The following is a 23,695-nucleotide window of genomic DNA, read 5'->3' on the forward strand; positions in this document are numbered from 1 at the left end:
CAATAGCCAGCTATTACTCAATCGAGCGCCTTGCCCTGATTTATTTTTCCTACGCACAACAAGATCACAAACTTAATGAAACTGGTATTATGTACATTTTTTGTCTTTTATAAATAGTCCAAAGCGTCAGTTACTTCTATGGCAGTTAAAGAAACCATTAGCAGATATGATTGAATACCTGCTAACTATCATGCTTCTTTATTTTTATTACCATAAAAAGCTATTACTTAGCTTTTTTTCTATCAGAAAATTGATTGTCAGAAAAACGTGTTAAGCCTCTTTTATGGACTGGTGTTTTCTTTCTTTTACCATTATGTCCTGATCTCGCTTTATTTTGACCTGGACTTGTTTTAAAGCCTTGTGAATTATTTTTGCCTTGCCTGTCTTTATTGGCTAATTGTTGTTCACCACGAGTTTCTCTCGGCACAAGGCAATTCGGTGCAGAGCCAATAAGTTTAGTGAGTCCCATTTTAGTCAAGGCTTGGCGAATTTGAGGCCAATTTACTGGATCGTGATAACGTAGTATTGCTTTGTGTAAACGTCGCTGAATAGTTCCTTTTGGTACGTTAATTTTACCGTCTATTTTGGCTAAATTTTTACTGGTTACATTGCGTAAGGAATTAAGCTCAGTGTGATATAGCGTGGTAGCATTTGCTAAAGGCGAAGGGTAAAAATTTTGTACCTGATCTAACTTAAAGTTATTTCCTTTAAGCCAAAGCGCTAAGTTAACCATGTCTTTATCGGTTGTGCCAGGATGTGCAGAGATGAAATAGGGGATCAAATATTGCTTTTTGCCAGCAACTTTAGAGTAATGATCAAACATTTCTTTGAATTTATCATAACTGCCCATACCAGGCTTCATCATGTTATCTAAAGGGCCTTGCTCGGTATGCTCAGGGGCAATTTTTAAATAGCCACCAACATGATGGGTTGCTAATTCTTGCACATATTCTGGATGCTCTATTGCTAAATCATAACGGACACCTGAAGCAATTAATATTTTCTTAATGCCTTTGACCTTGCGTGCTTTACGGTATAACTCTATTGTTGGCGTGTGATCTGTATCTAAATGGCCACAAATTGTTGGCCAAACACATGAAGGTTTTCTACAGGTTGCTTCAGCTTTTTCACTTTTACAGTTAAGTTGATACATATTGGCCGTTGGACCACCAAGATCTGAAATCACGCCAGTAAAGCCGGGCACTTTATCTTTAATGTCTTCAATCTCATTAATGATAGACTCATGGGAGCGACTCTGAATAATGCGTCCTTCATGCTCGGTAATTGAACAGAAAGTACAGCCACCAAAACAGCCACGCATTATGTTAATCGACGTTTTTATCATGTCATAAGCCGGTATTTTCGCTTTACCGTAACTCGGGTGGGGCACGCGTTTGTACTCCAAACCAAATACCCCATCCATTTCTTCAGTCGATAGAGGTTTAGCAGGTGGGTTTAACCATATCAAACGAGTTCCATGGCTCTGTACTAAGGGCTTTGCAGAAGTAGGATTTACTTCTTGATGGAATATACGTGATGCATGGGCATAGAGTACTTTATTATCTTTTACTTGCTCAAAAGTAGGTAAGTTAATGTAAGTGGTTTGCCAAGGTTTAGCCTTCTTATCCCAAGTTTTATTTCGATAATCAGCAATTTCAATAGCTTGTGCCGTTTTAGTGATATCATTATTAAATGCAGTATTTTCTGTTTGCGGTTCATTATCACTACATGTCGTGGGTGTGATTTCTTCATAAGGGCTAGGAATGGGATCAATTTTACCCGGTCTATCAATATCCCGAGAATCAATACCTTGCCAACCAGGAAGGGCTTGATTGGTTAAGAATGCACTGCCTCTAACGTCAGTTATATTTTTAACATCTTCACCTCGGGCGATACGATGAGCAATTTCAACTAACGGGCGTTCGGCATTGCCAAATACTAACAAATCTGCTTTTGAATCAAATAAAACAGAGCGACGTACCTTATCTGACCAATAATCATAATGCGCAATTCTACGTAAACTTGCTTCTATACCACCAATTATGACTGGTACACCTTTAAAGGCTTCTTTACAGCGTTGGGTGTATGCTGTTACGGCACGGTCGGGGCGTTTACCACCCTCATCGTTTGGCGTATAGGCATCGTCATGACGCATTCTGCGCTCTGCGGTGTACCGGTTGATCATGGAATCCATGTTACCGGCGGTAACACCAAAAAATAAATTAGGTTTTCCTAATTCCATAAAGGCGTCTTTTGAATGCCATGCCGGTTGTGAAATAATACCAACTCTGAAGCCTTGTGCTTCAAGCATACGACCGATAATAGCCATGCCAAAACTTGGGTGATCAACATAAGCATCACCGGTGACAATAATAATGTCACAACTATCCCAACCGAGAATATCCATTTCTTTGCGAGACATAGGTAAGAAAGGTGCTGTGCCGTAACACTCAGCCCAGTATTTTGGATAATCAAACAATCCCTGTTGAGTTTTTGAAATTACTTGTTTTTTTACTGAAGTCATATCACCTTCCCATTGGGGTTATCCGATGCTAAATCATCGTACCGCGTCAGCGGGCGCGGGATTATATCAGATAATCTAGATGATTCTCAATTATATCTGTCTATTTTTTAAACGACATCAGAGAGGTTATTTATAAATAAAGATTGTATATTGTTTACAATCTTTATTTCATTTGTTTTAATCGCAGTGAACTCAAATTCCACGTAACCCTTACAATAATTAAAAAGATGAATAAACCATAGTGCTAATCGCATTTCTGAGGAAAATATGAATAAGAATCTAAAAAGCAGCTTGTTGGCTAGTGCAGTCATTGCCGCATTAGGCTTGACCGCATGTAATGATACTACAACTGATGTGACGGAAACGAAAACAACTGCTACTCCAACAATTACGGCCCCTAAAGAAGTGCTTAGTTCAAAACAACAATTAGCTGCATTATATCAGCAAGCTAAGCAAAGCCTTTTTAAACGAAGAGCTTTGTCTGCAACCATGTATGGTTTATCTAAAAAAGATGTCGGTAAAGTTATTAGTGGCGACATGGAGTTTTTCAGTCCGGATGATGAAAAGCAATTGAGAGCTGAGTTATTATCAATATCTAATAAAATTGCCAGTATTAAATTAGCAAATGAAGATATAACAGCCAGAAATAATCAACAAGTTATGGCAGGAATTACGCGTTATTTTGCTGGAGATCCCAGTTTTAGCATTGGTTATATTGATACCTGGATGGGACTTTCCCCGTTTATTGTTAATCAAATTAATGGTCCATTAATAGATATTCCAAGGGTGATGCAAAATGATCAGCCTATTACTACAGAACAAGAGGCATTAGATTACATCACACGTTTAGCTCAGTTTGATAAACTAGCTGCGACAATTATTGAAAAACAAACTGCTGATGCCGCTCAAAACTGGCTACCTTCAAAAGTAACCTTACAAGGGGCGATTAAATACTTAAAAGGCTTTACTAGTGTATCAGCAGAACTACATCCCTTTGTGAGTGTATTTCGTGAGAAAATTGAAAAAGTTAAGTCACTTACAGCAGAACAAAAACAGTCTTTAATCACCCAAGTCATCGATAACGTAAGTCAAATAGTATATCCAGCCTATCAATCAGTAGAAAAATCAAGTGCAGAACTCTTGAGTAAAGCACGCTCTGAATCCGGTATCTGGGCACAGCCAAATGGTGGTGCTTATTATCAAGATGCTATTAAGCAGCTAGGGGATAGCGAATTATCACCAAGTGAAATTCATCAAATTGGTTTGGATGAAGTAGCGCGTATTAGTAACGCTATGAATGACATTTTGCAAAAGCAGGGTTATAAAAAGGGCTCTGTGGGTGAACGTATGGTGGCATTAAATGAAGAACCACGATTTTTATATGAAGATTCAACAGCTGGACGTGAAGAATTACTTAACGATATTAATGGCTATATCGCTGAGATAACCACAAAAATGGCGCCAGTGTTTAAAACGACGCCGAGTTACCAGGTTGAAGTAAAATCTTTTCCGGTAGAGGTGCAAGATGGTGCTCCAGGAGGACAATATACATCACCTGCTGTTGATGGCAGTAAACCTGGTATTTATTGGATTAATTTAAGAGATATGAAAGCTAATCCTAAGTTTGGCTTGAAAACGCTAACTTATCATGAAGCAAATCCGGGACATCACTGGCAAATTGCATTGAACTTAGATCAAGCTGAACTTCCTTTTTTACGCAGAATAGCACCTTATAACGCATATGCTGAAGGTTGGGCCTTGTATTCAGAACAAGTTGCGTATGAATTAGGCATGTATGAAGATGACCCTTTTGGTGATTTAGGTCGCTTACAAGCGGAGCTGTTTAGAGCAGTGCGTTTAGTGGTTGATACCGGATTGCATGATAAACGCTGGACTCGTGAGCAAGCCATCAGTTATATGTCAGAGCAAACGGGTACAGCTGAATCTGATGTTGTGGCAGAGATAGAACGTTATATGGCATGGCCGGGCCAAGCACTTGGCTATAAACTTGGTATGCTAAAAATATTAAGTTTAAGAGAACAAGCCAAAGCTCGTTTAGGTGATAAGTTTGATTTGGCTGAATTTCATGATGTGGTGCTTCTAAATGGTGCGGTGCCTATGGCAGTGTTAACGCGTAATGTAAATCATTGGCTAGATAATAAGTCTTAACAGTCTTTGATAAATATTTGTCATATAAAGAAAACCAAAAGCTAAATCATCAAGCCATGGTTTTATGGCTACGACTAGTCTTAAAATAATAAAGCCGTATTGTTAATCACAATACGGCTTTTTTATTTGAAGTGACTCAACCACGTTTAGTGAACTTTTGAGCTACTCAGGCCGGTTGCATTTGTGCGATTATTTTTAAGTAAGAGGCAGTGGGTTTCACCTAAACGAGCACAATTATCAAGTTCAGCCATTTCGTCAACAGCAAAGGAAGCATTTGATAGAATAACTGCTGAGCAATTTCCACGACACAACACGTTTTTTATTTGTTCAATATCTAAGTGAGCTGATTTTGAATTGAGCAGGTTATTTACTTTATTTTTACCTTTAAAGCTAACACACAGCACCTTTGAAATATCAACGCCATGGGTAAGTGCTAGCTGCTCAATAGATGATTCTTCGGGGTTGATAAAAAGCAGCCATTTTTTTTCTTGATTATGTTGCTGGCAAATATTTACATAATGTGAAGACAATTCCTGATGGTTATCGACATTGGCTAGCTTTAAACAAGCTTGCACTGCAAGGGGAGTACTCGTGGCATTATTAATACTCGGGTTAATACTTGTATTGGTTGTGATCATAGTGATGCCTCGTGCTAAGTCGTGTTATATAACTATACTGTATAGATGTACAGTATACGGTATTTGGTGACTATTCAAGCATTTTTTGTTTTTTATGAGCAAAAGCTGTTTAACCATATGAAAAGGCAATTACAAATAAGCAGTCGCAGTCTGCTCGCTATATAGTGGTATTTAGGTTCCGAGTGATATGCAAAAAAACTAGCTCAGAAATGGCCGATAAGTGGTCATGCGTTGTTATTAATTTTGACATCTAAATGACTGTTATCATTAAAAGAGGACTTGGCCGTACATGTTTAACAAAGCGATAGAAATACGTCATTTGAAGTGCTTTAGGTATGAAAAGTTACGGGCAAGTTTGGGTAATTACTATTAAATGGTCTAAGTGGAAGTTGTTTTGTTGAGTTAAATAGCACAGTTGAGAAAACCTAGTGGAATAAGGTTTGGCTGAGCGAAAGATTTAGAAGAGGATTATCGAGGAAATGCTTTAGCAAGCATTAGCCCTAAATAGGCCTTTGACTTATTTAGGGCTAAGAAAATATAGGATATAGAAACTATGTAGTTTTATTTCGGCTGTAGTGAATGAATTATCTGCTAGATCAAGCTGTGGCTAAGAGGGCAGATTATTTCAACTCAAGAGTTGATAATTGAGCTTCAAACTGTTCAGAGCCTCCTTTTACTTGATAGAGCTTTACTAACAAGTAATTTAACTCTGGCGCAAACCAAGCATAAGTGATGCGTTTTTTCTCAACAATTTCACGCTTTAATCGAATAGTTTTGACTAAACCATAGGGGAGAATTAGCTCTTCTTTACCATCATATTGATATTGATAATTTTTAATAGAACCCTTTGTACTAATAACTGGATATATAAAACGTTTCTGCTCTGGATTGTTAATCAAATCAATGCGATTTTGTAGATGATAACTCAACTTATCTAGTAAACCATCGGTAAAGTCGAGTGATATCTTTTTATCTTTCTTCAGATCTGTAGCCGTTTTTCCTGCTAAATCATATTGCCATTGATAGTACTTATCACGACCAGTACCTTCACGCTGATAGTCATAATGAAAAGGTATTACTTGGTTATTTTTGATATCAACAATGGCCGTTTCACTTCGAGTATCAGAAAAAATTAACCAACTGATATCTGTTTCATAATGGTATTTAATTTTACCATCATCAAGGTAACTTAACTCTCTGATAGCTTCTCCTACAGGATCTGATTTTCGTAACAGTGTGTAAGTCGCCCGAAAAGCAGGAATAGTTTCAGCAAATGAGTTTTGCTGCTGGGCTACAGATTTAGGTGATATTTCAACATCAGTAGCATAAGCCAACATAGGCATTAATAAAAAGAGTATGGGGAGAAGTTTTTGCATTAAACAGTCCAGAAGCGATGAGTATACTTTTATACTAACAGCTTCTGTCCTAGAGGAGAGCAATAATTTGGTAATTATTTGTTGTGCCAGTTATTGGATTATCGTTTAAAACACTTGAAGCATTTTTCATACAATTTGTAGCCGTAAGGTTATCATGCTTCACACTGGTTTTATGTTCTCAAAGAAACAGATTAGTCAGCCGCATAACCTGAAATAGGTAGGACGTGACCATCGAGCACTGCATTGTCACCTTGCATTATAAGTCGTTGCTCAGCAAACCATTTTACTACCAATGGATAAATACGATGTTCTTGCTCGTGAACTCTCGCAGCTAAATCGTCACTAGTATCGCCTTCAAAAACGGGGACTTTAGCTTGAAGAATTACTGGACCGCCGTCTAACTCTTCGGTGACAAAATGTACGCTAACACCGTGAACTTCATCACCTGCATCAATAGCACGTTGGTGTGTATTTAAGCCTTGATATTTAGGCAATAGCGAAGGATGAATGTTTATCAGTTTCCCCTGGAAATGTTGAACAAACTTAGGGGTAAGAATGCGCATAAAGCCCGCTAATACAATTAAGTCTGCATCAAAACAGTCAATTTTTTTGATAAGTGCTTGGTCGTAATCTTCACGACTAGCAAAATCCTTATGAGAAAGGGTCACGGCATTAATGTCAGAATTTTGAGCGCGGGTTAGGCCATAAGCGTCGGCTTTATTTGAAATGACTCCAACGACTTCTGCGGGATAATTGCTGTCAGTGCAGGCATCAATAATGGCTTGTAAGTTAGTGCCACTGCCAGAAATCAATACTACTATTTTGCTCGACATATATTTTCCTACTTTACTTAATAAAAGGTTAAAAAGGATTGATAACATTGTAATAAATAAAAGGGGCTATTAAATAGCCCCTTTAAAATATACTTAATTTGGTTTAGTAAACTCGTTGTTTATGCAAAAACAACTTGTTCTTCACCCTCAGCCATATCTGCGATAGTACCAATATGCCAAGCCTTTTCACCATGGGCCGTTAGCACTTCAATACTGTGTGCTACTTTGTCAGCAGGTACAACGATAATCATGCCAACACCACAATTAAAGGTACGGTACATCTCATGTTCAGTGATGTTCCCTTTTTCTTTTAACCAGTTAAAGATACTTGGCCACTCCCAGCTATCACCTTTAATTACAGCTTGAGCCGTTTCAGGTAATACGCGAGGGATGTTCTCCCAGAAACCACCACCGGTGATATGAGAAAGTGCATGAACATCGACATCTTTTAATAACTCAAGCACAGACTTTACATAAATCTTTGTTGGCTCAAGTAAATGATCAGCGATTTTCTTACCTTCAAGTAATTCATTAGTATCAGTGTTGTTTACTTCTAACACTTTACGAATTAATGAAAAACCATTTGAGTGAGGGCCCGAAGCACCAAGAGCAATCAGTTGATCGCCTGCAGCAACATTAGTACCGTCAATTAGGCGAGATTTTTCAGCCACACCAACACAAAAACCAGCGATATCGTAATCACCTTTGTGGTACATGCCTGGCATTTCGGCAGTTTCACCACCAACAAGAGCACAGCCTGATTGAATACAACCTTCAGCGATACCTTCAACGACCGATGAAGCAACTGCAACATCAAGTTTGTCTGTAGCATAATAGTCGAGGAAGAATAATGGCTCAGCACCTTGAACAATCAAGTCATTAACACACATTGCGACTAAATCGATACCAACAGTATCGTGCTTAGCTAAATCAATAGCTAAACGTAATTTAGTACCTACACCGTCGGTACCTGCAACTAGCACAGGTTCTTTATAACCTGTAGGTAATTGACATACCGAACCAAAACCACCTAAACCACCCATAACTTCTGGGCGTGTTGTGCGTTTTACTGCACCTTTAATGTTTTCAACAAGGGCATTACCAGCATCAATATCAACACCAGCATCTTTATAGCTTAACGACTGTTTTTGTTCGCTCACGGGAAACCTCAGAAATTACCGACAGTATTTTAAGGGCCGTATTCTACCAGCGCAAAGACTCATACTCAAGACGATAAACAGTATCTTCGACTTGTTTTATTTTATTGTTGTCTTTCCAAAGAACTGATACGAAACCTTTTAGTATCTAATTAGTTCGAGTGAATGGGCTTTGAGGTAAGGAAGTCATTGATGACATCAATTATTTAGAAGAATATGCTCAGCATAATTAGACTTGCATCATCCCGTTAGTTTGTCTCTTCTTATTAGATGAAAATAACGTATTTCTATTTTTCATCGTTGTTATGTTAGGCAAGCCATGGCATGCGACTCTTAAAAACCGATCTTTATATTTTATTTACTAATGAAATATTGCAACAAAGTTATAGGGAAATGGAGCTGCACGATAAGCAGTCGATGCTTTTCTGTACGAGTCTTACTGCCTTGACTAGGAAATAAAGTGCATAGAACGGCTATTATGAATATTTGCGAGTATTAATTGCTGTCAATGTGGTAAGATAATACATATAAAATCATAGAGTTTTTAAAATTTTTAGTCGATATGTTTAGATTTTCCTTTGTATTAATAATGCTGGTATTTACGTTGTTTAGTGCTAATTTAGCTGCGCTTGAAGTTAACGATCTTTACCAAGCCCATGTTGTTGTCGACTCACAGGCGCGGGGACAACGTGAACAAGCAATAAAAAAGGCCCTCCAAGGTGTCTTTTTAAAAATTGGCGGCAAAAAAACTGTTTTAACACATGATGTGTTAAAAAAAGCCCAAAACAATGCCAGTCGCTACGTTAGTCAATATAGATATCAACAACAAGGAGAAGCACTAAGTCTTGTTGTTAGTTTTGATGAAAATAAAGTAAATCAATTGTTTAAAAAGGCTAATCTCGCATTATGGGGCAGTTTACGTCCACAGGTACTTTTATGGTTAATTGATGAGCAAGGTCTAAGCCGTAAAATCGTGGCTTCTGATGAAAATAGTATTATTCCTGAAATTATCAATGACTTTTCTATACAACGCGGCTTACCTATTGTTATGCCTTTAATGGATTTAACCGATAATGAACAAGTCGTTTTAAGTGACTTTTGGGGGTATTTTCCTGACCAAATTTTGCAAGCATCGCAACGTTATTTTGCCGATACCATTGTAGTGATGAGAGTATCAGACTCGACCTTGCTTGTTGATACTGATGAAAATAAGACAGCGTTAACCTCTACTGATACTCAGTGCGGCTTGTTATGTGACCAAAATGAGCAGGCTACTCCTAAAGTGCTGGACTGGCGTATTTTCACCCAAGGTATTCTTTATACTCAACAATATGAAGGTGTTGATAAAGTTAGTTTGATTGGGGAAGGTTTGTCAGATATTACTGAGCTAATTTATCAATCCTATGCTTTATCAACCACAGCGGAAAATGATTTTGTCATTGAAGTTAAAAATGTCACCTCATTGGCAAGCGATATGGAACTGTATGACTTTTTAAAAGACTTGTCAGCTGTTAAAGCTGTCACACTAATTAGTGCCCAAGGTGATGTTCGCCAATTCAAGTTAGATTTAATTGGTTCAAAATCATCATTTTTAGCCTCATTAAAGTTAAATGATAAATTGACGCAACAACTTGATAATCTACTTGAAGGTTTTTCTCATACTCAAGAATTTAATGTTCAACAATTTAATAGACAAGTTCAAGATGATATAGAACTGAACAGCAAAGCTAATGATCAAGTAAAGATCACAGCTTTAAGCGCTGGTGACACTAATGGAGGTGAACTTAACAAACAACCTGAGAGTATAAAAAATACTGAAGGTCCCATAGGTAGTAACATCGCTGAGCCTATCTCAACAGTAGAGAATAAGACAAATCTTACTACTGACTCTGCTGATGAACTTATTAATAAGGATGATTTGCAGATAATAACAGAAGCAAAAGCACCACTAATTATCGTACCTCAAGTGCCAGTTTTTTATTGGGAGCAAGGATGAAGCAAGTGGCTCAATTAACCTTGATGGTGCAATTACCTGATGATGAAACCTTTGATAGTTTTAAAAGTGAAATTAATCAAGGAATTGTTGGCCAGTTAAAGTCTTTTATCGAATCCAAACAAGAAACACCACACAGTTTTTTTCTCTTTGGGTTATCGAGTGTTGGTAAGTCACACTTGATGCATGCAAGTAGCACTTATGCCGCGCAGATTGGCAAGTCTTCTGTGTGTTTATCTTGTGCTGAGTTGAAACATTTACCGGTAGAAGTTTTAGATGGTCTAGAACAAATAGATTTAATCTGCTTAGATGATATTCATTTGATTGCGGGCGATACACGCTGGCAACAAGCTATTTTTGACTTATACAACAGAGTGCTTGAACAAAATAATTACTTATTGATCTCAGGTGATGAGAGTGCCCAACAGTTAGGTATTAGTTTACCCGATTTAGTTTCACGACTCAGTTGGGGATTAACAGAACAAGTTAAACCACTTGATGATGAGGAAAAAGTTATTGCCCTTCAATATAGAGCCACGCAGCGTGGATTGTTTTTATCTGATGAAGTAGTAAAATTTTTACTAAATCGTTTGAGTCGAGATATGGGCAGTTTAATTAGGTCACTAGATGTTTTAGATAAAGCGTCTATTCAAGAGCAACGAAAAATCACCATTCCTTTTATCAAGGAAGTGCTAACGCTTCAATAGCTTTTAGAAAAGCGAAGTGGAATTTAAGAGCCGTACCAAAACGCGATTGTTTAATCGCGTTTTTTGTTGCAAGAGTAATTAATGGTACAGACGTAATGAGCCATTAATGGCTAGGTAAAGGCTTTTGATAATAACGGGTAAAATTATTTTCATGTTCAGCAGCGACGTTGATTAACGAGGATTCAGTAATACCGGTAATCATGGTGGCTTTAGTCAGTCGCTTTACTGATTTTCTGTTACTACGCTCATTGGGACTAATGATTAAATTTTCGAGCCAATTACTACCTTCAAGCATTTCAATAGGCGCAGACACTAAGTTCATTGCTGTTTGACTATCAAATTCAGGTAAGACACGACTGGCAGTAAAAAGTACTCGGTCTCGTAATTTATCGTCGCCAATACGGCCACGTTGTCCCCAAGTGACAATATAATCAGCGGTGGAGATATTTTCACCACTCGGTTGATTGGTGATGGCAACATCACGTATTACATTAAATCGGCTTTGCATCATTAACTCTTCAAATAACATGGCGTAATCTTCACGTAAACTTGAATAAGCATAATAATCTGAAGCAGATTCAGGGCTAAAAAATTCTTCAATATCTGCTGGTAAATAGTTCTTTTGTGTTTGATTAGCGCTTTCACCAGTAAAACTAACTTGTGCTAATCCACGCATTTCTTGGCTATTGAGTGGAAAGGAAATTGCGAGCTCGTCTGATTCAAATGTTGTACTAGTAGCAGCATCAAGAACGCGCTGCTCACTATTATGTACGTACCATTCATTACTTGGAAAGAAATCATTGGCGTGGGCGAGTTCATGATACATTAAAGAGGTTAAGCGATATAATGCTTCTTCTGCGGTTCGCGTAACTCGCTCGGATTTACTATAGCTTTGACTCGCATATGCATTCTGCTTCACGTAACGCCAAGGCATGGTAAATTGTAAGTCTTGACCAAAATTGGCTCGATAATCAGGAGCCTCATTAATAGTGTCACGCTCATCAGGCGTTAACCAAAAATTTTCTGCGTCTAAATAAATTGCGCCTGTTGCTGCCCAATAAAAAGAAGGACGTACATCATAAGAAATAACAATCGCGGTAGTTGCTCTAAGTAAATTTTTGATATCGTCATTGGTATCATTATTCATGAGAAAATCCTTAAATCGATCTCCCATCCACTGATGTGATACCACAACGCGATCCATAATACTTTCTATTGAAGGTGTCACAGATGTGTTATTTACCTCCTTCGCAAGCAGAGGTGTTTGGGATAAAGTGCATGAGCTGGTCAACGTATTAGAATACACACAATTGATGAGCGCATCTGCATAAGGACTTTGTCGGTTAAAAACAAAAACTGAGGCTTTGCGATCTGAAAAATAAGCATTACTACCTATTTCAGCCGCTGGTTCAACGAGAACGGCGACTTGATCTCGATATATGATATTGCTTTCAGGATCTGTCGCTGATGCCTCGAAGGAAATGATTGTATCGAATTCAACCTGGGGAGCATCAAAAAAAAGCGCTAACTCACCATCACTACTTTCATTGCTCAAAGCAACACGAGGTCCGTCTATTTGCTTCCACTTTACGGTGTTCGCATCAATTGTACTAGGAAGCTGACTACGAAAGGACACCTTGTTACCCGCTAACGCTTCATGAGATAGACGTGTCGTTAACTTATGGTGTTCATCATTCACTGTAATATTTTTTGTTAAGGTTTGCTCTACACCTTCATTGAGTATAAAACTGACAGTAAAACCGTAATGACCAGCTTGCGTTGGTGTAAACGATACTACTTTGCTGCTCTTTGCTAAAAGTAATACGGGCTCACCGGATGTTTGCTCCCAATTAATCTGACTAACGCTATCAGAAGGAAAATGAAGAAGAAGATCGACGCTTTGATTTATATTTTGCACTTCATCAAGTTGTACTATGCTAGCCGTGGGGTAATTGGTTACAGGCTCATTAGAACTGCCACCACAAGCCGTTAGTACTAGGGTGAAAAGCATTGGTAACAACTTGATATTTCGAAAATTGTAGCGCATTCACTCCTTCCTTCTTAATCAATCTGGTACAAGAGCTATTTAGCGTCTTTCTTTTTACGAATGCTCAGACCAAGTTCTTGACCACGAAACTTGGCGTAATAAGTCGCTCCAAAAAACATAGCGCTCGCAAAGATTAGTTCTAACATCGCCCACAATCTGTCTTCTGGCAGCACCCAAAGGGTTGTTAAACTATGCAGAAAATAGATTAACACAATAAAGTTGGACCAAGCATAGGTAAATGGGTTTCCTTGTAATAAACCTTTTAATGGAAACAATAATGGTAGGGTAAACATTAACAGTGACGTTGTTGTACTCAAACTTTCACTTGGGCTTAATACGATTAACCATAACGGCATAAATACTAATAAAGAAAAATAACCTGTTAAGGCTATTTTTTTATAATTACTCGTTGAAAATCTTTGTTTGTTCATTTGGTTGCTTATCTAGATTAATAATTTAAAAGTAATTTAAGAGTTTACTGTTTAAAAAAGGTTAAAACATTTTCTGGAGGTCGGCCGATAATTGCTTTACTGCCATCAGTGACAATAGGACGTTCAATAAGTTTAGCGGTATTGGCCATGGCGTTAATAAGTTCTTCTTCATTCGCCTCTTTCAAATTACTTTCAGTAAACTCGGCTTCTTTTACCCGCATCATTTCAATAGCAGAGCAATTAAGTTGTGCTAATAATTGCTTAATTTGTGCTTGATCAAGTGGTGTTTTTAAGTACTCAACAATAGTAACTTCTTGTTGTGTTTTTTGTGCTTCTGCTTCAAGTAATGCAAGTGTTTGGCGACTCTTAGAGCATCTCGAGTTGTGATAAATAGTAAACATAGTTTTCCTTTAATAATTAATTGGTAGTGAAATGGTAATTAAAATGCCAGCAAGAAGACAATCTTTTAAATAGTTAGAGACGTTTTAATCGATTCTCTTGTTCTTGTAATTGTAATATTCGGGCCTTTACTCTTTTTTGCATTAAAGGCTGTTCATCAAGAAAGGCATAGCTGGTCTGCAATTCATCTACGGCTTTTGGATAGGCTCCAAGCAACGCATAAACTTCAGCTTTACTCATATGCATTAAGCCTGTTTTTTCTTGAGTTCTATACAAGGTCGTAAGTATATCATAAGCGATGAAGTTACCAGGATTGACTAATAAGAAGTCCTGTAAAATCTGAGCTGCAAGATCATACTGTTTAACAGTAAGTAATGCGTTAGCATAGTTTAAACTCACTACTTGATTGTTTGGCATGAATAAGTTTAATTGCTCAAGCATTTTAATAGCCTTATCTGCTTGATTATTTGCGATATAGACATCCGTTAACGCGTCGACATAAAATAAATTATCTTCGTCATTTTTCTTTAATATTTCTAATAATTGCAAGGCTTTACGAGTTTGTTTGTTTTCAAAATATGATAAAGCTAGGCCATATTGTGCCGCCGCTTTTATTGCGTATCGATCTTTCGCTAATTTTTGCTCGAAGAATGCAATGTTTGACCGCGCATCTCCTTGATATCTTGCCTTTAATCTCGCCTTGGTTAGCTCAAAGCCCAAGCTTGGTGGCAGTGGTCTTGCCGGGTAATTTAAGGCACGCTGGCGAGCATCTGCGATACGTGATTCAGGCAATGGATGGGTAAGCAACATTGCAGGTGGTTTGCTGGCGTAACGATATTTAGTCGACATTTTACTAAAAAAACTGGCAGCACCTTGGGGGTCAAAATTACTACTTGCTAGTAACGCAATTCCTACTCTATCGGCTTCTTTTTCATTTCCACGCGTGTAATTAATGCTGGCTTGTTGTGTTGCTGCCATACTTGCACTAAGTGCAGCCATTCCTACGCTCGGGTTAACTAGTGTGATCAAAACACTAGAAAGCATAGCTGCCATGGTTAAACCTTGTGTTTGGCTTTGTGATTCAAGACGTCTGGCTAAATGGCGCTGAGTTACGTGTGAAATTTCATGGGCAATAACAGAAGCTAATTCACTTTCCGTGTCTGCGGTAGTTATTAATCCACTATGAATACCAACGTGACCACCAAAAAATGCAAAAGCGTTTAATTCGTTATTATTGATAAGAAAAAATTCAAAAGCATAATTAACACCTTGCGCATTTTTCACCAGGCTGTTACCCAAGTGGTTAATATATTCAATGAGAACAGGATCTTGAATTAGAGGTTGCGAAGCGCGTAATTGACGCATCATTGCTTTACCAATTTGCAGCTCTTTATCGGTTGATAATACGCTGTAACCTGATATGCCGATATCGGGCAATTTATTTTTATTGTTTTGGTTATCAAGAGCACTGGCATTAAAGCTAGTGGCTGCAGCAATGCCTACTGTAAATAACAGGGCAGTAAACATAGGTTTTAGAGTAAACAATATTACATCCTAGGGTCATAATGGAAATATACAAGAGCGATAATTATCACTTAGGTATCTTAGGTAAGGATATTACCATTTCTTTTGGCTATTTCTTGGTAAAACTCCGCTATACTATAGCCTTTGACCACAACAATCTGGAAAGATTCGCTTAAAGTTGTGATTAATTCTTTCACTTTGTAATGCGCATATTTTAGCAGCGCTTTATCTGCTTCATCACCACTTTGGAAACAGAAAATAGCAAAAGCAACTAAGCTATTTAGGCGAAATAGCATCTGTGTCTTCTCAGGTATCCAATGATTAAAAGGGCAGTTACCCTTATCAATCATATTATGTGTAACGACTTCACCTTCAATAGCTGGATAGCAATGTAACTCATAGCCCATATCATTAAATTCATGGCGTAAGACAATTTGTGGCTTGTTTTTTACTTGGATACTGCCATCGGCTTGCTTGTGAGTACCTAGCAAAGTTAAATTCCAAGAGTTTGGATTTAAAATTTGCTTATATGCACTATCAAAACCATGGGTAAGTATGCCGTCAACTTCACCTACTGAAGAAGAAAATATATGGTATATAGAAGAGACTTCTCCCCAGTTAATTTGCTTTTTATAAGCATTAATTTCTTTTAAGCTAGCGTTGGAATTTAATGAGCTCATCTAAGTAATATTCCTAGTAATTTGATTTTCATAGGGCTTACCTTTATTTCCGAAAATAAAAATGCAATTCCCTGTTGAATATGCAATATAAATTCTAATTGCGGTGTTGGCACAATCGCATTTTCAGCAGAGCATACTCAGGGTCGTTTCCTCTGAATTCTATTCTTAAGCTGCATCTATGTTGAGTTTTTGTAAATAACCGTAGTAAGTTATTTGACTTAATCACTTCGAGGGTTGCTTTCTATGCACTTTTAATTACCAGTGAAATCCTACACTTTGAATGGTAACGGCTATAGAGGTACGTTATGATAACTTTAATTTCTGCAATGGATTAATTGTCGCAAATTAGTGAATTAAACTAAAGCGCTGTTTTAAATTTTCTATGATTTATAAATATGATGGTAGAGGGGAGAAATGCCCTGTGCCTTTAGTAAAATTACGCTTAATATTAAAAGAAATGCAAAATGGGGATAAATGTATTATCACTATTGATGATATTGGCTCTATTAAAGATATTCCTAAACTGCTAGATAAGCAGGGATATATTTATCAACAACAAACTAATGATATTGGTTTTGTTGAGATAAGTATTAATTTATAAAGTCAGATAAGAAGAAATTAAAAAATGGGTAGTTATGTTTAAGTTATTTAGTGATTGGTATACACGTAAGTTTTCAGATCCGCATGCGGTCACCTTAGTGGTTATTTTAGTTTGTATTGCATTGTTTATTGCATTGTTTAGCAATTTATTGATGCCGGTATTTGTTGCCATTGCCTTAGCTTTTTTATTGGATCTTCCGGTTAATAAATTAACACAAAGCTCAATGTCACGTTCTAGTGCGACAGTAATAGTTGTTGCTACTTTTCTGGGGTTTTCCTTATTAGCCGTATTAGGGTTAATGCCAATTATTTGGAAGCAAAGCAGTAATTTATTGCAAGAGGTTCCTCATATGATCAGCCAAGGACAAGGTTACTTATTAACCTTGCCTGAGAAGTACCCTGATTTTATTCATGTCTCTCAAATTGAAAGCTTTATTGTCATGGTTAATGATAATTTACTTGAATGGGGGCAGGTAGCACTGAAAGCGTCCTTAAATTCAATCTCCGATATAGTCGCTTTAATGGTTTATTTGATTCTTGTACCTTTAATGGTGTTTTTCTTTTTAAAAGATAAAACAGAGTTAATGAATAGTATTGCCCAGTTTTTACCTAAAGAACGCCGAATGGCAATTAAGGTAAGCCAAGAAATGAACCAACAAATTTTGAATTACATTCGCGGTAAAGTCATTGAAATAATTATTGTTGGCGCATCCACGACAATTGCTTTTATTTTTCTTGATTTACAATATGCATTATTATTGGGTGTTTTAGTTGGCTTGTCAGTACTCGTCCCCTATGTTGGTGCAACCGTTGTTACTATACCTGTGTTATTAGTCGCGCTTTTTCAGTTCGGTTTAAGTAGTGAATTTGGTTACGTCATGCTGGCTTATGGTCTGATCCAAGCAATTGATGGTAATGTTATTGTACCTTTATTGTTCTCTGAAGCGGTTAATTTGCATCCTGTCGTTATTATAATTGCGGTAATATTTTTTGGTGGTTTATGGGGCTTTTGGGGGATATTTTTTGCCATTCCTCTGGCAACATTAGTGAAAGCTGTCATTAATGCATGGCCGTCAATCCCAGCAGCTGATGTCATCAGTGAAGGTCAAAAGTAGTACATCTGCTATTAAAGAAGAATATGGTGGTGTTGCACGCTACACTCTTTACTAAAAGAATGCTTTAGGATTACTTATCAATGTAAAAAAGCCCTAAGCTAAACACTTTAGCTTAGGGCTTTTCTATAAAATAAATACCAGGTTGAGCTTACATCGATTATTGATTAAGTTCGTTTAAAACGGTTAGAACCACATCGTGATGTTCTTTGGTTTTAAACTTATTAAATACATGGCTGATTTTGCCATCAAGGCCGATTAAAAAACTTAGACGATGAATACCATCATATTCTCTTCCCATAAACTTCTTTAAACCCCAGACACCGAATTGCTCTGCTACTTGATGATCAACATCAGATAATAATGAGAAGTTTAATTCATCGCGTTGACAGAACTTAGTTAAACGTTTTACTTCATCAGGACTAATACCAAACACAACAGTATTTAACTTTGTTAATTCAGCCTTAATATCACGTAGACCTTGAGCTTGAACGGTACAGCCTGGTGTCATTGCTTTAGGGTAAAAGTATACTAGAACTTGTTGTTTACCAATATAATCAGCTAATGATACTTGCTCATCATTTTCATTGCTTAAGGTAAAAAGTGGCGCGGTATCACCAACATGTAGAGTATTCATAATAAAGTCACTTCTCTTTGTTTTGAAAGTTATTTGTTAATTATAATAAATTTGCATTAGCTTTTTTGATAAAACCTTGCACACCCGTTTGTTGACAGAGTTCAAGGAAGTCATATTCTAAGTCATCAATACTAATTTTTTCCGTTAAAGCAAACAATATATTAGCGCTCATATGATTGGTTTTAGGATCTATTTCCGACTTTAACGAAGATATATCTATTTTACGTGTGGCAAAAAAAGCGGTCATTGCTTTTAAAATACCTGGCTGATCTATGCCCGAATACTCTGCTTGATAATGCTTTACTAGGTCAAAAGTTCTGTGACCAGATGTACGTTTCATCATAGTGATCAAATCTAAACTATGCGCGAGCTTAGGAATTTTAACTTCAATCTTATTGATTGCTCTAGTATCACCAGTTAGCAACATAATGAAGGTAAATTCAGAGCCAAAAATGGCCATCCGACTGTCTAAAATATTACATTCGCATTCACTTGCTAATTTAGTCAATTCACTAACACAACCAGTTCTATCCGATCCCATCGCTGTTAGCACTAAATAATGTGGCATTTATTAAGCCCAAGTTATCAATAAAGGCGCATTGTAACTGATCGTGGGAAAAGTTGGAATCATCTTACATTTTTGTGGTCATATACCTTGTGTTTGTAAAATCAGGCAAGTACCATGGGGCGCAATATTAGCCTTGTATTATATCTATTTTATTTTAGAAATTTTCAGTATTTTTTAGTGAGCTTAGCAGGTTTTGAATATCAATAACCTAAGCCACAGGAGTTTTAATGAGTTGTAGAGCGTTATATTTATCACTGTTAGCCTTATCACTAACAGCTTGTGGATCAGTTAATAATAAACAAGCACAAGGCAGTTTTGAGTATCAGAATAAGGTGGAAGCTAACGACCTTGTGATTCCTGCCAATCTAAATAAACCAAAGCAAGCGAATGACTTTTTTGTTACCAATAATATAAATCACCAGGGCCCAATTGGTGAAGACATGGATATCAGAGCACCTTCATTAGTTATGCCTGTTGCAGCATCTTCTCGTGTAGTTGAAGAGTCTGGCATTGCTATTATTTGGTTTGATAAGGTTTTAGAGAATAAAGATTTATTGGGTTTTATTGAAAAGGTTGTTATTGATAAATTAGCAGAAGATCAAATCACCTATAACTATATTGAAGAAGATACAGAAGTTACCTTAAGTAAGGTTACTGAAGGGGCAACTAGTTTAAAAGAAACTAGCATTAAACGGGAAGGGATTAAAACAGCCATTATTGAGTCTGATTGGTATCATGATGAAGTTGATGTTGGTTGGATTTTTACAGATATTCAGTCTTCAAAAAGCATGCGCTTTCGTTTTCAATTGCTGGCAAAATCACATGGTCGTAGTGTTTCATTACGCGTTTCATTAGTTGATTTTTTACAAACAAATGAAAAAGGCGGCAGTAAAACCATGGATCCTATTGATAAGCAAAGAGCTGAAAAATCTATGTTGAATGAGCTTATTGCTGCAGTTGATTATAATTACCGACTGCAACAAAGAGCTGATCGCTTAACACGTGCCAATCAGAAGCTTGTAACAATAGGCAAAAATATTGAAGCAGAACAAGCATATATTGTTGAAATGGGTTTAGATGACCTGTGGGGAAATATGCCGTTGTTCTTTGAAAAGCATGGCTTTACTATTACTGACTTAAATGAAGATAAAAAGATTTACTATGTCGAGTTTGTTAAGCCTGAAACGAGTGTTTGGGATAGCATATGGGGTGATGATGTGCCCGTTATTGATGTTAGTGACGCTAAGTACCAATTTGTGTTAGCGCCGGCAGATGAGCTTGACCAAAAAACGTCAGTGACTATCTATAATGCTGATGGTGAGCCATTGACTTTAGAAGCACTTGAGCGGATTTTCCCTGTAGTAGAAAAGGGGCTATCATTTAGAGATGTTTTCTAATCATCACTGCTGTAATGTATTTATGATGTAACTATAAAACAGTAATATCATTAGCCTAGACATAAAAAAACTCCACTAGTTGGAGTTTTTTTATGTCTTCATTTTGCTGATAACCATTGAACTTGGTGCCAAAAATTAAGGTTTATTCTTCTCAATAGGCTCCATTTTATGTGCACTTTTATTGGACCTGGGTAATGTTTCTTCACGATCGTTCAAACTTTTTTTACGCATCTTTTGTTTTGTACTTTTTTGAAATGTACTAAAATTTCCTATGATAATAACAACTGTTATTACTATCATAAAAATAGCTAACCAATTATCCATCGGAATGCCTCTTGGTAAGTTTGTGAAAATTAAAAATTAGGCTATTTGTTCTGGTAGTATAACATTGATTGGTGGCGCACAAACATTGTTAATATAACGACTTGCTATGTCATCAAGGTTATCGAGAATGACACGTTTACCTAATATACTACTGTTGTTTAATGCCTGTGCTAACAATTTGATGTCAAAAGCTTGCTGGTACAGTTGAGCTAATGGTAGGTACGAGATATGCCAAGGCTCTTGGGCAACACCGCCTTGAAATTTAGCATAAGGGAAGTAAAAGCCGAATTGGTGTGCGTGTTGTACAAGCCAAGCAGATAACTTTGCTAAGGGGCCTTGTTCACTATATTCCCATGGCTCGAGTTGTAACTGATACCCCTGCGTTAATAAATTTGGAGCATAGACATCAATATCACAACCCCAATGGTGTCTGCTTGCCCCAGGAAGTGCGGAATAGAGCAAAATACTTTGAACTAACTCAAGTGGGGATAGGTGTGTTGGAGAAATAATATTACCAGTACTACTCTTAATTACTGTCTTACCAGAAAATTTATTGTTCCACAGCACAAGTTGTCGATCAAATGATCTAAAACCACTGGCAATTGTCAACTCGATAGCGTCGGCTTTTGCGGCATCGACCATGGCATTAAAAGCACTTTTCATCTCTTGATGAATGGCAATTCGCTCACTGACATAGCAGAGGTGCTCTTCATTTTGCCCCAGTAATTGGGCTGAATCTATCCTATTGATGTGATTGGTCGTATGCATTGCTAACTGATACCTTATATCTAACTAGACGTATAATTATAGAACTATCGGATAGTTTTATGGGTACATAACACATTAACCAAACAATGATAGTAAATATCAACTAGCTTTTCTAAATCATCACAGCACACAGATTCATTGACTTGATGAATAGTAGCGTTACATGGGCCAAGCTCAATGACTTGTGCCCCAGTCGGTGCGATAAATCTACCGTCTGATGTACCCCCTGAGGTTGAAAGTTGTGTCTCTTTACCTGTAACGGTCAGTATTGCTTGACTAACGGCGTTTAAAAAACCATGTTCTGACTCAACATGTTCAGTAATGAATGGCTTGCCATTGAACGTCCACTTAATATCATAATCAAGTTGATGTTTATCAAGGATAGACTCAACTTGCTCAACAATAATTTGGTCCGTTAATTCAGTGCTATAACGTAAGTTAAATAAGGCATTGATATGACCAGGAACAACATTCGTCGCGCCAGTTCCTGCATGAAGGTTAGATAACTGAAAACTCGTGGCAGGGAAATAATCATTACCTTGATCCCATTCCACTAAACTTAATTCTGTTAGTGCGGGCATGGCTAAATGAATCGGGTTTTTAACGTGTTCAGGATATGCAACGTGTCCTTGTTTTCCTTTAATATCAACTTCTGCTGAAATAGAACCACGGCGACCATTTTTTACAATATCCCCGACAGCATTAGAACTTGAAGGCTCACCAACGATACAATATGTAATCTTTTCATCGCGGGCCTCTAATGTATCAATAACTCTTGTGGTGCCATTAATAAATGGGCCTTCTTCGTCACTCGTTATTAAATAAGTGATTGAGCCTTGGTGATCAGGGTGATCTTGAACAAAACGTTCTGTTGCCACTATCATAGCAGCTAAGCTGCCTTTCATATCAGCCGCTCCGCGTCCATATAACATACCGTCAATAATCGTTGGTTCGAAAGGCGGTGTATTCCATAATTCAAGATTACCTGCAGGTACTACATCGGTGTGACCCGCAAAACAAAAAACTAAGTCTTCTTTTTTTGTCGCAATGGTACTGTTACGTCGAGACCATAGGTTTGTAGTATCTGCAAAAACCATGCTTTCATTAGTAAATCCCAGTTTTGCTAATCGCTGTGACATCAATTTTTGACATCCCGCATCTTCAGGAGTAACTGAGGCTCGAGACATTAATGCTATTGCTAGCTCAATAACTTCGCTTTGATTTTTTTGTTCTATTTGACTCACAAGAACTACCTTTACTTAATTTTTAATAGATGAATTTGATGCTTACTTGTTTGCGAAAAGTGCTTGGTACTGATCAACTTTAAAACCGAGGTTAAGGGTCCCATCTAAAGGTAGAAGGGGTCTTTTAAGTAACGTAGGTTGTTCAAGGACTGCAGCAAACATTACCTCCTCTGTTAAGTTGTTTTTTATTTCATCAGGTAAGTTACGAAATGTAGTACTGCGTTTGTTTAATAATAATGACCAATCACTTTGACTGACAAACTCTGATAATAGTTCAGCAGTTAATGGTTGTTTTTTAAAGTCATAAAGTTGATGATCAATATTGTTTGCTTCAAGCCATTTAGTCGCTTTTTTAACAGTATCACAATTTTTTATGCCGTAGACAGTGATCATAGTTTTCCTAATTCAATGTTATTTTAATCTAAAGTTAAGATTATATTACCAGACTTTACTTTATAGGTAGTGCTTCAATTGCAGTATTTATATATTTTTATTATCAAAAAATCTTGTTCAACAATAAACAGTAATTGCTTGTTATGAAGTCTATTTGCCGAATTTATTGTTCGT

Annotated in this window: 22 protein-coding genes; 6 read left to right on the top strand and 16 right to left on the bottom strand. The window is 37.2% G+C overall.

Annotated features, from left to right (window positions below; genetic code table 11):
• Positions 1–223: 223 nt before the first annotated feature.
• Positions 224–2,524: a YgiQ family radical SAM protein gene (locus ND2E_RS00690; RefSeq protein ID WP_033095906.1), complete on the bottom strand. Its 2,301-nt coding sequence runs from the start codon at positions 2,522–2,524 to the stop codon at positions 224–226.
• A gap of 267 nt (positions 2,525–2,791) precedes the next feature.
• Here ND2E_RS00690 and ND2E_RS00685 point away from each other — a divergent pair, with 267 nt between their 5' ends.
• Positions 2,792–4,693: a DUF885 domain-containing protein gene (locus ND2E_RS00685; protein ID WP_033095907.1), complete on the top strand. Its 1,902-nt coding sequence runs from the start codon at positions 2,792–2,794 to the stop codon at positions 4,691–4,693.
• A 146-nt stretch (positions 4,694–4,839) separates the two neighbouring features.
• Here ND2E_RS00685 and ND2E_RS00680 read toward each other — a convergent pair whose 3' ends face one another.
• The 4 genes from ND2E_RS00680 to purM form a co-directional block, all read right to left on the bottom strand.
• Positions 4,840–5,331, bottom strand: a complete 492-nt coding sequence (locus ND2E_RS00680) for a hypothetical protein (protein WP_033095908.1) — start codon at positions 5,329–5,331, stop codon at positions 4,840–4,842.
• Between the two features lie 620 nt (positions 5,332–5,951).
• Positions 5,952–6,707: a DUF3108 domain-containing protein gene (locus ND2E_RS00675; RefSeq protein ID WP_033095909.1), complete on the bottom strand. Its 756-nt coding sequence runs from the start codon at positions 6,705–6,707 to the stop codon at positions 5,952–5,954.
• A 191-nt stretch (positions 6,708–6,898) separates the two neighbouring features.
• Entirely contained in the window at positions 6,899–7,540 is a 642-nt protein-coding gene (gene purN, locus ND2E_RS00670) for a phosphoribosylglycinamide formyltransferase (RefSeq protein ID WP_033095910.1), read from the bottom strand.
• Positions 7,541–7,659: 119 nt separating this feature from the next.
• Entirely contained in the window at positions 7,660–8,700 is a 1,041-nt protein-coding gene (gene purM, locus ND2E_RS00665; protein ID WP_033095911.1) for a phosphoribosylformylglycinamidine cyclo-ligase, read from the bottom strand.
• 601 nt (positions 8,701–9,301) lie between these two features.
• Between purM and ND2E_RS00660 the strand changes: the two genes are divergently transcribed.
• Positions 9,302–10,693 (top strand): DUF2066 domain-containing protein, encoded by a 1,392-nt coding sequence (locus ND2E_RS00660; protein WP_223303719.1) that lies wholly within the window; start codon positions 9,302–9,304, stop codon positions 10,691–10,693.
• The gene (gene hda, locus ND2E_RS00655; protein WP_033095913.1) at positions 10,690–11,397 is read left to right on the top strand and encodes a DnaA regulatory inactivator Hda; all 708 of its coding nucleotides are present in this window, start codon (positions 10,690–10,692) and stop codon (positions 11,395–11,397) included. Before ND2E_RS00660 ends, hda begins: the two co-directional genes overlap by 4 nt.
• A 103-nt stretch (positions 11,398–11,500) precedes the next feature.
• Here hda and ND2E_RS00650 read toward each other — a convergent pair whose 3' ends face one another.
• The 5 genes from ND2E_RS00650 to ND2E_RS00630 form a co-directional block, all read right to left on the bottom strand.
• On the bottom strand, positions 11,501–13,444 hold the full coding sequence (locus ND2E_RS00650; protein ID WP_033095914.1) for a hypothetical protein: 1,944 nt from the start codon (positions 13,442–13,444) through the stop codon (positions 11,501–11,503).
• Positions 13,445–13,479: 35 nt separating this feature from the next.
• The gene (locus tag ND2E_RS00645; protein WP_033095915.1) at positions 13,480–13,875 is read right to left on the bottom strand and encodes a DUF2069 domain-containing protein; all 396 of its coding nucleotides are present in this window, start codon (positions 13,873–13,875) and stop codon (positions 13,480–13,482) included.
• A 44-nt stretch (positions 13,876–13,919) separates the two neighbouring features.
• Complete coding sequence (gene arsC, locus ND2E_RS00640; RefSeq protein WP_033095916.1) at positions 13,920–14,276, bottom strand: arsenate reductase (glutaredoxin); 357 nt, start codon at positions 14,274–14,276, stop codon at positions 13,920–13,922.
• Between the two features lie 73 nt (positions 14,277–14,349).
• Entirely contained in the window at positions 14,350–15,819 is a 1,470-nt protein-coding gene (bepA, locus tag ND2E_RS00635; RefSeq protein ID WP_223303720.1) for a beta-barrel assembly-enhancing protease, read from the bottom strand.
• A gap of 59 nt (positions 15,820–15,878) precedes the next feature.
• Positions 15,879–16,478 carry a hypothetical protein gene (locus ND2E_RS00630; RefSeq protein ID WP_033095918.1) on the bottom strand — a complete coding sequence of 200 codons (600 nt, stop codon included), beginning with the start codon at positions 16,476–16,478 and terminating at the stop codon, positions 15,879–15,881.
• Positions 16,479–16,860: 382 nt separating this feature from the next.
• Between ND2E_RS00630 and ND2E_RS00625 the strand changes: the two genes are divergently transcribed.
• Both ND2E_RS00625 and ND2E_RS00620 read left to right on the top strand, forming a co-directional pair.
• Positions 16,861–17,079: a sulfurtransferase TusA family protein gene (locus tag ND2E_RS00625; protein ID WP_033095919.1), complete on the top strand. Its 219-nt coding sequence runs from the start codon at positions 16,861–16,863 to the stop codon at positions 17,077–17,079.
• A gap of 34 nt (positions 17,080–17,113) precedes the next feature.
• Positions 17,114–18,193: an AI-2E family transporter gene (locus ND2E_RS00620; protein ID WP_033095920.1), complete on the top strand. Its 1,080-nt coding sequence runs from the start codon at positions 17,114–17,116 to the stop codon at positions 18,191–18,193.
• A 157-nt stretch (positions 18,194–18,350) separates the two neighbouring features.
• Here ND2E_RS00620 and bcp read toward each other — a convergent pair whose 3' ends face one another.
• Together bcp and ND2E_RS00610 are read right to left on the bottom strand one after the other, a co-directional pair.
• A complete protein-coding gene (bcp, locus tag ND2E_RS00615) occupies positions 18,351–18,827 on the bottom strand; it encodes a thioredoxin-dependent thiol peroxidase (protein ID WP_033095921.1) in 477 nt (158 codons plus the stop codon).
• A gap of 40 nt (positions 18,828–18,867) precedes the next feature.
• Positions 18,868–19,395 carry a glycine cleavage system protein R gene (locus tag ND2E_RS00610; RefSeq protein WP_033095922.1) on the bottom strand — a complete coding sequence of 176 codons (528 nt, stop codon included), beginning with the start codon at positions 19,393–19,395 and terminating at the stop codon, positions 18,868–18,870.
• A gap of 227 nt (positions 19,396–19,622) precedes the next feature.
• Here ND2E_RS00610 and bamC point away from each other — a divergent pair, with 227 nt between their 5' ends.
• Positions 19,623–20,792 (top strand): outer membrane protein assembly factor BamC, encoded by a 1,170-nt coding sequence (gene bamC, locus ND2E_RS00605; protein ID WP_033095923.1) that lies wholly within the window; start codon positions 19,623–19,625, stop codon positions 20,790–20,792.
• 135 nt (positions 20,793–20,927) lie between these two features.
• On the opposite strand, the gene ND2E_RS00600 is transcribed toward bamC, so the two are convergent.
• From ND2E_RS00600 to ND2E_RS00585, 4 genes are read right to left on the bottom strand one after another with little or no spacing between them, the layout of a single operon-like run.
• Complete coding sequence (locus tag ND2E_RS00600; protein WP_033095924.1) at positions 20,928–21,116, bottom strand: hypothetical protein; 189 nt, start codon at positions 21,114–21,116, stop codon at positions 20,928–20,930.
• A gap of 36 nt (positions 21,117–21,152) precedes the next feature.
• Positions 21,153–21,884: a M15 family metallopeptidase gene (locus tag ND2E_RS00595; RefSeq protein WP_033095925.1), complete on the bottom strand. Its 732-nt coding sequence runs from the start codon at positions 21,882–21,884 to the stop codon at positions 21,153–21,155.
• A gap of 44 nt (positions 21,885–21,928) precedes the next feature.
• Positions 21,929–23,128, bottom strand: a complete 1,200-nt coding sequence (gene dapE, locus ND2E_RS00590; protein ID WP_033095926.1) for a succinyl-diaminopimelate desuccinylase — start codon at positions 23,126–23,128, stop codon at positions 21,929–21,931.
• 42 nt (positions 23,129–23,170) lie between these two features.
• The gene (locus ND2E_RS00585) at positions 23,171–23,521 is read right to left on the bottom strand and encodes an arsenate reductase (protein ID WP_033095927.1); all 351 of its coding nucleotides are present in this window, start codon (positions 23,519–23,521) and stop codon (positions 23,171–23,173) included.
• Positions 23,522–23,695 lie beyond the last annotated feature (174 nt).

The organism is Colwellia psychrerythraea (genome assembly GCF_000764225.1).
GTDB lineage: Bacteria > Pseudomonadota > Gammaproteobacteria > Enterobacterales > Alteromonadaceae > Colwellia > Colwellia psychrerythraea_D.

Coding starts and splice junctions, on each gene's coding strand:
- bcp (WP_033095921.1), bottom strand. CDS start 18,827: ATGAATACTCTACATGTTGGTGATACCGCGCCACTTTTTACCTTAAGC.
- ND2E_RS00610 (WP_033095922.1), bottom strand. CDS start 19,395: ATGCCACATTATTTAGTGCTAACAGCGATGGGATCGGATAGAACTGGT.
- ND2E_RS00675 (WP_033095909.1), bottom strand. CDS start 6,707: ATGCAAAAACTTCTCCCCATACTCTTTTTATTAATGCCTATGTTGGCT.
- ND2E_RS00680 (WP_033095908.1), bottom strand. CDS start 5,331: ATGATCACAACCAATACAAGTATTAACCCGAGTATTAATAATGCCACG.
- ND2E_RS00650 (WP_033095914.1), bottom strand. CDS start 13,444: ATGCGCTACAATTTTCGAAATATCAAGTTGTTACCAATGCTTTTCACC.
- ND2E_RS00600 (WP_033095924.1), bottom strand. CDS start 21,116: ATGGATAATTGGTTAGCTATTTTTATGATAGTAATAACAGTTGTTATT.
- ND2E_RS00690 (WP_033095906.1), bottom strand. CDS start 2,524: ATGACTTCAGTAAAAAAACAAGTAATTTCAAAAACTCAACAGGGATTG.
- bamC (WP_033095923.1), top strand. CDS start 19,623: ATGAGTTGTAGAGCGTTATATTTATCACTGTTAGCCTTATCACTAACA.
- ND2E_RS00645 (WP_033095915.1), bottom strand. CDS start 13,875: ATGAACAAACAAAGATTTTCAACGAGTAATTATAAAAAAATAGCCTTA.
- ND2E_RS00595 (WP_033095925.1), bottom strand. CDS start 21,884: ATGCATACGACCAATCACATCAATAGGATAGATTCAGCCCAATTACTG.
- ND2E_RS00585 (WP_033095927.1), bottom strand. CDS start 23,521: ATGATCACTGTCTACGGCATAAAAAATTGTGATACTGTTAAAAAAGCG.
- hda (WP_033095913.1), top strand. CDS start 10,690: ATGAAGCAAGTGGCTCAATTAACCTTGATGGTGCAATTACCTGATGAT.
- ND2E_RS00620 (WP_033095920.1), top strand. CDS start 17,114: ATGTTTAAGTTATTTAGTGATTGGTATACACGTAAGTTTTCAGATCCG.
- arsC (WP_033095916.1), bottom strand. CDS start 14,276: ATGTTTACTATTTATCACAACTCGAGATGCTCTAAGAGTCGCCAAACA.
- purN (WP_033095910.1), bottom strand. CDS start 7,540: ATGTCGAGCAAAATAGTAGTATTGATTTCTGGCAGTGGCACTAACTTA.
- ND2E_RS00630 (WP_033095918.1), bottom strand. CDS start 16,478: ATGAGCTCATTAAATTCCAACGCTAGCTTAAAAGAAATTAATGCTTAT.
- ND2E_RS00685 (WP_033095907.1), top strand. CDS start 2,792: ATGAATAAGAATCTAAAAAGCAGCTTGTTGGCTAGTGCAGTCATTGCC.
- ND2E_RS00625 (WP_033095919.1), top strand. CDS start 16,861: ATGATTTATAAATATGATGGTAGAGGGGAGAAATGCCCTGTGCCTTTA.